This window comes from Paenibacillus nanchangensis (assembly GCF_046543445.1).
GTDB classification, from domain to species: Bacteria; Bacillota; Bacilli; order Paenibacillales; family Paenibacillaceae; genus Paenibacillus_AQ; species Paenibacillus_AQ nanchangensis.
Genome location: NZ_JBHOFD010000032.1, coordinates 1 through 12,161, shown reverse-complemented (window position 1 = coordinate 12,161; position 12,161 = coordinate 1). Strand labels below are relative to the sequence as shown.

11 protein-coding genes are annotated in these 12,161 nt (G+C 53.2%); 8 read left to right on the top strand and 3 right to left on the bottom strand.

From position 1 onward, the window contains the following. Positions 1-129 precede the first annotated feature (129 nt). Entirely contained in the window at positions 130-1,812 is a 1,683-nt protein-coding gene (locus ACE6ED_RS22420) for a potassium/proton antiporter (protein WP_410829652.1), read from the top strand. A 179-nt stretch (positions 1,813-1,991) separates the two neighbouring features. Next, a complete protein-coding gene (locus ACE6ED_RS22415) occupies positions 1,992-2,447 on the top strand; it encodes a Dps family protein (RefSeq protein ID WP_410829651.1) in 456 nt (151 codons plus the stop codon). 100 nt (positions 2,448-2,547) lie between these two features. Here the strand turns inward: ACE6ED_RS22415 and ACE6ED_RS22410 are convergent, their stop codons facing one another. Together ACE6ED_RS22410 and ACE6ED_RS22405 are read right to left on the bottom strand one after the other, a co-directional pair. Continuing rightward, complete coding sequence (locus tag ACE6ED_RS22410) at positions 2,548-3,255, bottom strand: AIM24 family protein (RefSeq protein ID WP_410829650.1); 708 nt, start codon at positions 3,253-3,255, stop codon at positions 2,548-2,550. Then, entirely contained in the window at positions 3,252-3,773 is a 522-nt protein-coding gene (locus ACE6ED_RS22405; RefSeq protein ID WP_410829649.1) for a coiled-coil domain-containing protein, read from the bottom strand. Before ACE6ED_RS22405 ends, ACE6ED_RS22410 begins: the two co-directional genes overlap by 4 nt. A gap of 202 nt (positions 3,774-3,975) precedes the next feature. Here ACE6ED_RS22405 and ACE6ED_RS22400 point away from each other — a divergent pair, with 202 nt between their 5' ends. From ACE6ED_RS22400 to ACE6ED_RS22375, 6 genes are all read left to right on the top strand, one after another. Continuing rightward, a complete protein-coding gene (locus ACE6ED_RS22400) occupies positions 3,976-4,692 on the top strand; it encodes a M50 family metallopeptidase (RefSeq protein ID WP_410829648.1) in 717 nt (238 codons plus the stop codon). Between the two features lie 182 nt (positions 4,693-4,874). Beyond that, on the top strand, positions 4,875-5,582 hold the full coding sequence (locus ACE6ED_RS22395) for a hypothetical protein (protein WP_410829647.1): 708 nt from the start codon (positions 4,875-4,877) through the stop codon (positions 5,580-5,582). A gap of 214 nt (positions 5,583-5,796) precedes the next feature. Next, positions 5,797-6,765 carry a helix-turn-helix transcriptional regulator gene (locus tag ACE6ED_RS22390; protein ID WP_410829646.1) on the top strand — a complete coding sequence of 323 codons (969 nt, stop codon included), beginning with the start codon at positions 5,797-5,799 and terminating at the stop codon, positions 6,763-6,765. A 192-nt stretch (positions 6,766-6,957) separates the two neighbouring features. Continuing rightward, on the top strand, positions 6,958-7,749 hold the full coding sequence (modA, locus tag ACE6ED_RS22385; RefSeq protein ID WP_410829645.1) for a molybdate ABC transporter substrate-binding protein: 792 nt from the start codon (positions 6,958-6,960) through the stop codon (positions 7,747-7,749). Positions 7,750-8,047: 298 nt separating this feature from the next. Beyond that, positions 8,048-8,710 carry a molybdate ABC transporter permease subunit gene (gene modB, locus ACE6ED_RS22380; protein ID WP_410829644.1) on the top strand — a complete coding sequence of 221 codons (663 nt, stop codon included), beginning with the start codon at positions 8,048-8,050 and terminating at the stop codon, positions 8,708-8,710. A gap of 371 nt (positions 8,711-9,081) precedes the next feature. Further along, a complete protein-coding gene (locus ACE6ED_RS22375; protein ID WP_410829643.1) occupies positions 9,082-9,795 on the top strand; it encodes a hypothetical protein in 714 nt (237 codons plus the stop codon). Between the two features lie 644 nt (positions 9,796-10,439). Here ACE6ED_RS22375 and ACE6ED_RS22370 read toward each other — a convergent pair. Then, positions 10,440-11,522: a substrate-binding domain-containing protein gene (locus tag ACE6ED_RS22370; protein ID WP_410829642.1), complete on the bottom strand. Its 1,083-nt coding sequence runs from the start codon at positions 11,520-11,522 to the stop codon at positions 10,440-10,442. Between the last annotated feature and the right edge of the window lie 639 nt (positions 11,523-12,161).

Here is a 12,161-nt window from a genome sequence, read left to right as displayed (position 1 = left end):
AACGCCGCTTGTCCGTTTTTTTTCTTTCCATAAATAAGCCAGATGACTTCTTGAAAAGCCTCTACTTGCACACACTCAACTCATTTTGACGAATGGATCCGAAAGTTCTGGAGGGAGGAACCCGGCCTTATGCTTTCACTTGCCGATTCGATTATCCTGCTGCTTGCCGCGCTGCTGCTCACCGGGGTGCTGTCCACAAAGTTTTCGGCCAAATTCGGCATGCCCGCACTCGTGCTGTTTATTGCGGCCGGCATGCTGCTCAATCCTTTTATTTACTATAATAACGCGTCGTTTACGCAGATCGTGGGCATTTTTGCACTGGTGGTCATTTTGTTCGACGGAGGGATGCAGACGGATATCAAAGACATCCGTCCCGTCATGGGCTCGGCGCTGTCGCTGGCAACGGTGGGGGTGCTGTTGACGACAGGCATTGTTGGGGTGTTTGCACATTTTGTGCTGGAAGTGTCCTGGGCGGAAAGCCTGCTGTTCGGGGCGATTGTTGGCTCGACGGATGCGGCGGCGGTCTTTTCGGTGCTTGGCGGCAAAAACATTCACAAAAAACTGACCGCGGTCCTGGAGGCCGAGTCGGGGAGCAACGACCCGATGGCGGTTTTTTTGACCGTGTCGCTGATTGAGTGGATTCAGCATCCCGGCAGCTCCATATGGCAGATGACGTTGTCTTTTTTCTGGGAAATGGGGGCGGGGCTGCTCATCGGCCTTGCGGTCGGGAAGCTGGCGGTGTTACTGATCAACCGGATCAATCTGGATTCCACCGGACTGTACCCGGTGCTGGCCATCGGAATGGCGGTTTTAACGTATGGCGCGGCGGCGCTGCTCCACAGCAGCGGTCTGCTGGCCGTTTATGTGATGGCGCTGGTGCTTGGCAACTCCAAGCTGATGTATCACCGCACTATTATGAACTTTAATCACGGTTTTGCCTGGATGATGCAAATCGCTATGTTTGTGCTGTTGGGGCTGCTCGTTTTTCCGCAGGAGCTGGTGCATGTGGCCTGGCAGGGGATGCTCCTGTCCGTAATTCTTATGCTGCTGGCCCGGCCTGCCGGAGTGTTTATCAGTCTGCTTTTTTCCGGGTTCAGTTTCCGCGAAAAAACCTTTATCTCCTGGGCCGGTCTGCGCGGCGCGGTGCCGATTGTCTTGGCCACCTACCCGCTGCTGGCGGGGCTCGAGCACGGGCGGCTATTTTTTAACGTCGTATTTTTTGTCGTCTTAACCTCCGCCGTCATCCAGGGCACCACCATTTCTCCGCTGGCCGGTGTGTTTGGGCTGGTGGGCCGGGAAGGGCCGCAGCCTTCGCTGCTGGAGCTGGTGGGTCTTGGAAAAACTGATACGGAACTCAACCATGTTCAAATTGCGGAGCAGATGCCGATATCCGGCCGGCGGATCGCCGATCTTGAGCTGCCCGACGATATTTTGTTCACCGCCATCATCCGGGGCAGCCGTGTTGTAACTCCCCGCGGCGATACCGTTATCGAGCCCGGCGATACGCTTTATGTGCTCAGTCCGAAGGACAAGCGGGAACGGATGCGTGCGCTGTTCCGGACGGATCTCGGCAGAACGGCGGAGCATGGACAGCCGCTTGGCCAGCATCCGCCCAATATTATCCCGCCTGAAGGATCGCCGCCGGAACACGGTGAGGGTCGACTGGATTCCGTAGCTCCCGCAGATCCCGTAGATCCTGCAGATTCCGTAGATCCCGCAGATCCCGCAGATCCCGCAGATCCCGCAGATCCCGCAGATCCCGCAGATCCCGCAGATCCCGCAGATCCTTCAGATCCCCGGCGCAAGGAATGAGAACGGCATGTGACGCAGATAATATACACCGAGGATAACCTATGATAAACTTCCAGACAGCGGTACACGCACTATGTCAAAGGTGTTTGCAACAACGGAAAAACTATGCTATATTATAAGTAGATTTAGAACAAGTCTAAATACTTATTGAAGAATTGATAACTTAGGGAGGGTTTTTCATGAGCACACACACCCATCAATCTGCGGCACTGGAAACCGCACTGAATGTTCAAGTTGCGAACTGGACGCTGCTTGGCATGAAGCTGCATCACTATCACTGGTATGTGAAAGGCCCGCAATTTTTTACACTGCACGAGAAATTCGAGGAGCTGTACAATGAGGCAGCGGGCTACGTGGATGAGCTTGCGGAACGTCTGCTGGCGATCGGCGGACAGCCGGTATCCACGCTGAAGCAGTCGATCGAGCTCTCGACTCTGGAAGAAGCGAAAGGCGGCGAAGAAGCCAAAGCTATGGTCGCCGAGCTTGTGAAGGACCTGGGCATTGTCGCGCGCGAGCTGACAGAGACCATTCCGGTGGCGGAAGAGGGCAGCGACCAGCCGACAGCCGACCTCTTGATCGGCATGCGTGCAAGTATTGAGAAACATATGTGGATGCTGAACGCGTTTCTGGGATAATTCTCACCAATAACATAAACGGCGGCAAGCTGGACGAAGGCCTTTTACAGACCTGTCCGGCTTGCCGCCGTTTGTTATGTCTTTCCTAAATGTAATCAATCTACTTAATAAAAACCCCGCCAAAGGGGAGGGCTTCCCGCAAAAAACGTTTGACGATCCCGTCCTCGCCGTTCACTTCCCGCTCCAGCCGCCGGCTCTGGCGTCCGGCCTGGAACAGCACGGGACCGCTGCCTGTCATCTTCCAGTGGTAGTTCATATGCTGGCTGGCAAGATGATTGCCGTAGACTGTAAGCTCCAGATGGGCATTCTCCGGATAGGCGATCACACTGCCTGCATCCACATAAAGCGGCTCCGTCGGATGGAGCGCTGCTTCGCAGACGGCTCCTTCCGTCAGCAGGCCGATGCTGCCGCGGCCCGAGAACTTCACCTTCACGACATCGCGTGTGACCAGCATGTTTTTCATATTCAAGATCCGGGTCTGCATGTTGATGCCTTCCATGTAATAAAATAGATGCCGGAAATCATACAGCAGATCGCTGTGTTCCTCCAGCTCCACCGTCTTCAGCCGGTAGCCCGGCGGAAGCGCCGCTACAAACTGGCACGGCCCCGTGATATCCGCCCGGATGAGCTTATGCTTGCGGTACATTCCTTTCATATCCATCAGCTTGTCCGCTCTTCCGCCGGAAGGGCCGCGATAGGCAATGATCTGCTGGGGATGCAGCACATGCACCTGCTCCTGTCCGGACAGAGTGAACGTCAGCGCCTGGCCGCTGTCCGAGCCGTAATCGTCCATATATTCAACGTTCACCGGTTATTTTTCCCCTTTCGGAATCGGGTTTTGGGGGCGATCACCGTCTCGCTTCGTCCCGACCGGGACCGCATGCCCAAACGGATCAGCCGCACCAGCACAAAATATCCCGCCAGCAGACCGATGCCTGTAAACACGGTGACACGTATTCTCCGAATGTATTTCTCCCGAGCCGCCCGCTCGTCGCGCAGCTCGTCCACCATTTGGGTAAGCTTCCGGTTCTGTTCGGCAAGCTCGGCGTTCTCCGTCCGGTAGGCATTCATCTCCTCGACGGCATTATCGAGAGTGTCCCGGGTTTCATTGAGGTCCTGCCGCGCTTTGTTCAGTTCATCGACGGTTTCTCGGTAGCTCTCTTGCAGCCGGTTCACTTCGCCCGGCAGCTCCGAGAACTGCTCTAGTCCGTTATACATATCTCCAAATACATTGGCGCTTGCTCTGGAAGGAGCTATCCCGATTAGACCGGACAGCAGCCCCGCTGTCAGTAAGATTCGAAACTTTGCGGATCTGGCCGTTGTCATCGTTCCCATTCACCACCTGTAGCAAATTCATATAGCAGCCTAATGCGCGGGCAGAGGGCCTGCAAAGCCGCGATCCTGCCCTTATTTTATCATAGCCGTTCCTGCCCGTCAGCTTGCGGGACCGATTGTAAAACCCTTCGTGTACAGATTGTGAAACGCTTCAAATTATCGTATACTTTGGCCAGGAGAGGAGGAGAAAATCATGAATCGCTGGCTGCAAACGATCCTGCTTCTTTTGCTGTCCGCCGTTCTAACACGGCTTATCCCATTCTCTTCTCTGTTCCGCAACCTGGACACGATGATCCACGAGTTCGGCCATGCGCTGGCCACGCTGCTGCTGTCCGGGCAGGTGCTGCGGATCGAGCTGTACGCGGATCACAGCGGCGTTACCTATTCCTCGGTTGCTCCGGGTTTATCAGCTGTCGCCGTGTCTTTAGCGGGATATCTCACCGCTTCGCTGTTTGCCCTGCTGTTGTTCTACCTGTACGCCCGCAAGAAACTTGAATGGGGACTGATGTTGTCCGTAGGACTGGCGCTGATCATGCTGGCGCTGTATGTCCGGGGGACTTTCGGCATGGCCTGGCTGGCCGGCTTCGTAGTGCTTAGCTTGGCTGTTCTTCTGGCTGGAGGCAAGCTGCTCCGGATTTATTATTTGCTGCTCGCTTTCCTGACGCTGGAAGAGTCGGTGGCCGCGCCGTTTATTCTGCTCCGAATGTCCTTGACGGCGCCTTCCCGGGCCGGAGACGCGGCGAATCTTGCCCGTCTGACTTCGATTCCCGCCCTCGTCTGGTCCCTGCTGTTCTTGGCAGCCGCACTGCTGTGCGCCATGTGGGCGCTGAAGCTGTTCACCTCATCCTTCCGTACCCGGGAGCGTTCCCGCAGAAACACCCCGCGCCGTTTCGGCAAATTAAATCCATAGAGGGCTCCCAGGACTGCCCGGCTTCCCTGTGCTGTCATTTCTACGAAGAGCGGTTCACTTGGTTCCAGTGAATGGCTCTTTTTTGTCGATTTTTTCCACCCGAACATACATTCCGTGACATGGAGTTGTCCGCCAATCTTGGTACATTAATAGAAGACCCAGAAAAAGAAAGAGGTGGAAATATGCTTGCAAGCATACATCCGATTTACACATGGAGCAAAGATCTCATTTTTGCGGGAAAAACCGAACGGGTGGTTTTGCTCGTAGAGTACCGCGGCGAAATCGAGCAGGAAACCGGACGCAGACGCAAACCGCGGACCGCAGCGCGGGACATCGAGCTTAGCGTGTGGCTTGAGCCGCATGTATCCTTAACGGAAGCGCATGGAGGGCGGGCGATTGAAGCAGGGGGGCGCATGTACCGGTTTGAACTGGCCAATCTCCGGGCGGGCCAAAGAAAAATGCTGGCGCTGGAGCTGACACACGGTTCCATGCCGGCCGGTGTCCATGACGCCGTCTGGGTGCAGTGGAAATTCAAGCAGCCTGCCGGAGAACGGCTGCGCGAGCTTCCGATCGAGAAGCTAAGCCTGGAATCGTGCCGTCATACGGGAGTGCTTGTCCCAAGCAGCCCTGGATATGTGGACAAGCATCTGGAGCTGTTGAAGAGCGATGAGACGAGGGAGCTGGCGCTGCGTCTGCGGTTGTCCGGCCGGGAGGAGGAGGCGCGGGAGGAGTTAAAGCGGCGCGCGGACAGTCTGCTGCTGCTGGCAGCTAGGACCGGCGACCCCAAACTATTGACGGAGGCCGAATCGATGTACAAGCAAAGCGAATTCCCCGGCAATGCCCGCGCTCTGAAAAAACATGAGCAAAGCCGCACCTCCGGCATCTTGTAACAACGCATATCCCATCCGCAAGCAACTTTCCCATATTTGCGTAAATACCGCAATGACAGGGTGAAGATTATGGATTTAATGAATGTGGTAATATAGTAAAATAGTTCTATTATATTCGTTCTGGTGGAGAAAATTACTGTATATATAGGAAAAATAAACTAGAAAATCGAAAAATAATGAGTCTATTTTACTATACGGGCAAGGAGAATGGAGTATGACTGACCGATTGATCCGGCTGATGCGCATCATCACACTTGTTCAGTCCCGACCCGGAATACTGGCTCGTGAACTGGCCGAGCGCTGCGGCACCAGTGAGAGAACCATCTACAGAGACATGGAGGCTCTTAGCGCCATGCACATTCCCATAGCCCATCAAGGGCATGGCAAAGGCTATGCGTTTATCGGCAATTTTGCGCTCCATCCCTTGGATTGGTCGGACGAGGAAGCGGTGGCCTTCGCGGAAGCGGGAACACTGCTCGGTCAATGGAAAGGCTTGCTGCCGGAAGCTTTCGAAAGTGCCTACGACAAAGTATTGGCCTGGGCGTACAAACAAAGGGCCGACAAAGAGGAAAAGCTCGAAAGAGTAAAAAAAGAAGGAGGTCCGGGTCGGATGGAAAGAAGCTACCAAACGGAGGTTCCTCCTTTTTTATCGGCGGTACTGGCTGCTGTGCTGAAGCGGAAGGCGATTAAGGCGGACTATTGCGAGAATTCACACCAGGAGGAAGGAACGCTGATCCATCCTTATGGTATTGTGCCGCTGGAGAACCGGTTTTATCTGATCGGATACTGTCATCGGCTCAGGCAGATACGCACATTTAATCTCAGCTCCTTTTCCCGTGTTGCGCTGCTCGACGCATCGTTTTCCAAAGAACGGTTCGATATGCAGCAGTTTCTGCAGCAGAAATGGTCGCTGGACCGGGACAGCCTGCTGGTAAAATTCAAGGTGCGCTTCTCTGAGCAGGCGCTGTATGAAATGACGGGTCACGTGGATATGCCGATCAGGCCGCTGAAGTCCGACCCGGACGCTCGCTGCCTTTTTTTTGAAGTTTCGCTTGAGCAGGACAGCCGGTTTATGAGATGGATCGCAGGATTTGGAGAAGACGCCGAGATATTAGAACCCTTATATTACCGGGATGCGCTGAGGTTTTTGCTGGAGCGCTGGCTAGCCGTGTATTCCCGGTAGCGTTGCGGCAGCACAAACGTTTTCGCACAGACAGGGGGAGCGGTCAACAGGACCGTTCTTTTTCTATAATTACGATATTAATTATAACTAGTTATAACGAAACATAACTAATTATAACAATAGATATAGTCACTTTCCCGCTCGTGTGCTAAAATGGCTGCATTGTTAATCAAGCAGGGGAAGGTGGCGCATATGCGTACAAAAAAAATTGCGGCAGCCGCCGCAGTGGTGGTGCTGGCTGCTGTAATTATCGCAGCGGTTGTAACGCAGCGCGGCAATGGCCAGGCGACAGCGGCGGACCGGAAGGAAGTTGTGATCTCGGCTGCAGCCAGCCTCAAGGACGGACTGGAAGACATCGCGGCTCTTTACGAGCAGGAGCATCCGGCTGTTGATCTGGTGATGAATTATGGCGCATCGGGAACACTTCAAAAACAGATCGAGCAGGGCGCCCCGGCAGATTTGTTCCTGTCCGCAGGGGAGAAACAAATGAAGGCGCTGGAAACGAAAGGGCTGATCTCCCGCCGCGCCGATCTGCTGAAGAATGAACTGGTTGTGGTCGTTCCGTCCGGCTCCGGGACGCTTGCTTCGCTGAAGGAGCTTACGGGCGAGCGCTACAAACGGATCGCTGTAGGGCAGCCGGAAGCGGTGCCGGCAGGGGAATATGCGCGCCAGTCGCTGACGGCTACCGGTGTATGGGAGCAGCTGGACGGAAAGCTGGTGTTCGTCAAAGACGTCCGGCAGGTGCTGTCGTATGTCGAAACGGGGAATGCCGAAGCCGGTTTGGTATACCGGACGGATGCGCTGACTTCTGACAAAGTGGACATCGCGGCTCCTGTCGAAGAGTCGTCCCACGAGCCGATTTTGTATCCGGCTGGCGTGATTAAAGATGCGGCCCATGAGTCCGAGGCGGATGCGTTTCTCGAATATCTTGAATCGGAAGCGGCAATCAAAATATTCGAGGGTTATGGATTCAAACGTCCGTGACTCCTCGAACAGCACGGCAATGATGCTATGAGCAGCACAGCTAGCGGCATGGCAGGCGGCACGTGCAACGGGACATAGCGAGAGACATAGTAAGGGATATAGAGAGTGATATAAATAAGGAAATATGGGCAAGGACCTAGTGAGAGATATAATAAGGGATATAGGATATAGCAAGGGATATAGGATGGGTCACATTAACGGACATAGTGAATGACTTGATGAATGACTTGATGAATGACAAGGCGGGGGGCACGCAGGGTGACCTGGCGAAAAAAAGGACGGACAGGCAGGTGACGGCATGGATGTGAACTGGAGCGAGTGGCTGGCGCCTGTATGGTTGTCCGTCAAAATCGCCGTGATTGCCAGCGTGCTGGCTTTTGCCCTGGCGGTCGCCGCCGCCAGGACGATGTCGCGTCGCCCGTTCCGCGGGCAAACCGCGGTTGAGACGGTGCTGCTGCTGCCCTTGGTCCTGCCGCCAACGGTGGTCGGCTTTTTGCTGCTGCTTGCACTGGGGCGGAACAGCTGGATCGGCAGGCTGTATGAATGGCTGACCTCGGACACGATTTTGTTTACCTGGGTTGCCGGAGTGATCGCGGCGGCGGTGGTGGCTTTTCCGCTGATGTACCGGACGGTTAAAGCCGGATTTGACGGTGTGGAACGCGAGCTGGAGGATGCGGCACGGGCCCAAGGGGCCGGCGAGTGGCAGGTGCTCCGGTATGTGACGCTGCCGCTGGCATCCCGTTCCCTGAGCGCCGGGTATGTGCTTGGCTTCGCCAGAGCGCTTGGCGAATTTGGAGCGACCATCATGGTCGCGGGGAATATCCCCGGCCGGACCCAGACCATTCCCACAGCCATCTATGTCGCCGTGGACGGCGGCGATATGACGCTGGCTTGGCTGTGGGTCGCTTCGATCATGGGGATTTCGTTCCTTATGCTGATGTTCGTGAACCGCCGGACATAAAACGAGCGGCTAAAAGCCCGCTTGTGCCTTAATGGCACGGGCGGGCTTTTTGGTGGTGTAGGGGATGGCAAGTGTACAATTCAGTTGGCTAGTCTAGTTGGTTTGCGCGATCTTACAGAAACATTCATACAGGGAACAAGGGGGAATTCAAGTTGTTTCTTCTCAAAAAAATAAGTACTCCTCGAATTCATTATGCAGCTCCGCTGCCGGGCGCTCCAAAATAGAAAGTCCGATCTTGGCAAAGACCAAGAGTACACGAAAATGTGAGGAAAAGGTGCTAGGGGCCAAATGTAATAAGTCGCCTGTTGATACGAAACGCACAATAATTGCTGTACGTATCAGTTATAAAAAGGAAAAGGGGTAGGGTAATTATGGAAAGCAGTAGTCCAATCGATTTGTTAAGAAAAGAGGAAAAGGTGTTTCAAGCATTCAGTAAATTAAGAGCAGTCCCTCTTAGAAACAGAAAGACCGATATTGTTATTAATATTTTTATTATTATATCAATTTGCATATTCCTGTCCCTTTTGTTTTATTTCACGGGAGTGTTTAATTCAGCCATTACAAGTATAATTATTTACTCTTCCATTGCGCTTCTCTTTGTTGGTATCAAGGTGTATGACAAGTTCGAGATCGAATCAATAAAGAAAAAATTTGAAGAAGAATCATCGTTCAAACTAAAAAGAGGGTTTCTTGTAACTGATAAACGTCCTTTCTATTTACCATACATCGCAATGAGACTAAATGATGAAGTGGATTTCAAACTCTTGCCTGATCTTGATTATTTTATAGAATCATTTTCTAAAAGGGCTAATAAAAGAAATAATAATTGGGCGTTTATTACGATAGCAAGTGTATTCTTGTTAACCTTATGGAGCGAAACCATTGGTGCGATTTTGGGAAAGCAAAATAATGTGGTGGAGATTATTTTTGTCGCCGTTATTACTTTAGGTATCTCAATAATTGCTGCAGTTATAGCTTATTTCTATAGAAAAGTTTTTGAAAAGGTAATTCTGAAAGAATATGATGATTACGACTTACTGGTAGATGTACTTGGTGTTATAAAGAAGACACTTAAAGAAGACTGATAGAAAATCGTCCCGATGAAGAAATGTTTTTTCATTTAGTATGTGTTTTAATAATTGTTATAGATAATCTCGATACCGGAAGGAACTTTAACGTGCCCGTTAACTCGCCCAGTAGCAAGTGTTACTACAATGCTTGAAGACTAAATAGTTATGTAACGAGAAACCAAAGGAGTAAATGGTACAGCGACTGAATTATATGTGACACCATAACCTAAAATCGCTATCAAAACAAACTGGCGATCTGTCTCCGGTAGAATACTTGGAACATGTCGCCGCATAAAATCCTCCTTTTTCAGATGCCGTGAAACCCTACCATCCTAAAGCCCAAGCGACCGGCTATGCCGTTCTATTAGGCTTTTGTTGATCTGACGCTTAGCAACCTATGATACTAGAGGAATGAAAAAGGCAAAGGTGAAGCGAACTGGAAGCCTTTTGACTTATGACGGAAGCCGAGGCCGTTGTCCTTTGCCGCCCATAGTCCAACTTGTTAGGGCACTTAGGAGTTATAAAGATTTGCCAACTGATGCTTTCCTTTCTAAAAGACAAGTTCCATTCCTCCAGAACAGGGATTTAGAGCGAAGCTTGCGGTAAAACTCCACTTAAATGCAGCGCCCTATCCGGTTAAGGCATCGGAAGAGCTCCTCTCACTCGCTTTCATACAAAATCTCCCCGGTCCGGCTGAGGTCATGGCCGTGCATTGATCCCAGCTCGCTGCGGAAAGCTGTTGAACGCAGGACGTCCAGCACAGCAGCGACCCAGCGCTCATGTTCGGGCTTCTTCAGCATGACCAGGTCGTACCGTTCCTGGATCAGAGGGATAAATTCGACGCCGTCGATGATTCGCGCCGCTTTTTCCGTGCCGACACCGACATCGGCGTCGCCCCGGGACACGCTGCCTGCTACGGCCAGATGGCTGTACTCCTCCCGGCTGTAACCGGGAAGACCGCTAACGGGAATACCGTGCAGCCGCAGCTGCTCATCAAGCAGCACCCTGGCGCCCGAGCCCCGTTCCCGGTTGACAAGCCGGGCGCGGCCTCCGGCCAGATCAGACCAGGAGCGGATGTTCAGCGGATTGCCTGTGCGGACATACAGCCCGGCGCTGCGGGACAGCAAGTTTACAACCAGATAGGGAAAACCGACAAGCAGCCGCCGGATATAAGGGAGATTATAATCCCCGGTATCTCCGTCCAGCAGATGGGTGCTGACGATATCCGATTCCCCCCGGTACATGGCGATCAGGCTGTCCAGGCTGCCGGCATACGAGCGGAGCGGGCGGGAAGCGGGCAGTCTGGCCTCCAGATGGGTGGCCAGGAGGTCCAGCGACAGATCCTGCCCGGTGATGACCAGATTCCGCACCGGCTGTTTGTCCGCCGGGGTGTGAGCTTTGGCAGGTTGCGGCGCTTCATACCGTCCTGCAGGCGTTTCGGCCGGCGGCTCTCCGCCAGTAAAAGACTCCGGGCGGTGCAGTGCGCTCGGTTCAATGAAGGACGCCGGTGCATGCCGGCCGCCTTCCGCCGAAGGCGCTGCGCTTTCGGCCGAGCGTTCCGCTTGAACAGCGCTGCGCGAAGCACGCTTATACGCCTCCAGATCGGAAGCGTCGACACGCATCTGTCTGCCGACACGGTAGGAGGGCAGCTCTCCTTTTTTGATCAGATCGTAGACCTTCAGCTTTGATATCTTCAGCAGTTGGGCGAGTTCCTCAACGGTATATGATGTTTCGCCGTTCATGGGCGGGTTCCTCCGGATCGGCGGGCACTGCGCCCGCAGGTTCTGTATCTAGTGAAAGACTACCTTAATTAACGGACTCCCGCAAGCCGTTAAGATCCGCCGCTAAACCTTTGCTGCAGGTTGTGTTCCTCTTTTATTGATTAGCGTCTGTACGCAAACTTACTTCAGCAATAACCTCATCGAAAACGCCAAAAAAAGTCTTGAACTTGCTCGCTGTCTTGTCATAGCGGGCTGCCAAGCGCCGATAACTTTTCATTTTATTAAAAAGCATTCGATAAAATGCCGTTCTCTATAAGTATCATAGTCGTAAACTCGTTTCTTTCGCCGGTTTCGCTTGCCCGGAATGAATGGGAGAGCGTGTGACTGTCCAGGTGTGAATTCAAAGCGTAGCGGGTTTCCCAGTCCATCGACCACGGCATGAACTTGGTCGTTAATTCGCCTCGGGAACGTCCGGTCGCTTGCTTGCTTTGCCCCCTTTTGCGCCGACCCCATACGGATGGACTCGGACTATGGTTTGTATCCATCATCCTCTGCTCAAAGTCGGGTTCAATGGTAACCTAAGTCCGGCTCAATGGTAACGTGCTTCAGGATCTCATCCCAGATTCCCGCCTTTTGCAGCCGCCAGAGAAAGTAGGGGGA

Coding starts and splice junctions, on each gene's coding strand:
- ACE6ED_RS22420 (WP_410829652.1), top strand. CDS start 130: ATGCTTTCACTTGCCGATTCGATTATCCTGCTGCTTGCCGCGCTGCTG.
- ACE6ED_RS22415 (WP_410829651.1), top strand. CDS start 1,992: ATGAGCACACACACCCATCAATCTGCGGCACTGGAAACCGCACTGAAT.
- ACE6ED_RS22405 (WP_410829649.1), bottom strand. CDS start 3,773: ATGACAACGGCCAGATCCGCAAAGTTTCGAATCTTACTGACAGCGGGG.
- ACE6ED_RS22400 (WP_410829648.1), top strand. CDS start 3,976: ATGAATCGCTGGCTGCAAACGATCCTGCTTCTTTTGCTGTCCGCCGTT.
- ACE6ED_RS22395 (WP_410829647.1), top strand. CDS start 4,875: ATGCTTGCAAGCATACATCCGATTTACACATGGAGCAAAGATCTCATT.
- ACE6ED_RS22390 (WP_410829646.1), top strand. CDS start 5,797: ATGACTGACCGATTGATCCGGCTGATGCGCATCATCACACTTGTTCAG.
- modA (WP_410829645.1), top strand. CDS start 6,958: ATGCGTACAAAAAAAATTGCGGCAGCCGCCGCAGTGGTGGTGCTGGCT.
- modB (WP_410829644.1), top strand. CDS start 8,048: ATGGATGTGAACTGGAGCGAGTGGCTGGCGCCTGTATGGTTGTCCGTC.
- ACE6ED_RS22375 (WP_410829643.1), top strand. CDS start 9,082: ATGGAAAGCAGTAGTCCAATCGATTTGTTAAGAAAAGAGGAAAAGGTG.
- ACE6ED_RS22370 (WP_410829642.1), bottom strand. CDS start 11,522: ATGAACGGCGAAACATCATATACCGTTGAGGAACTCGCCCAACTGCTG.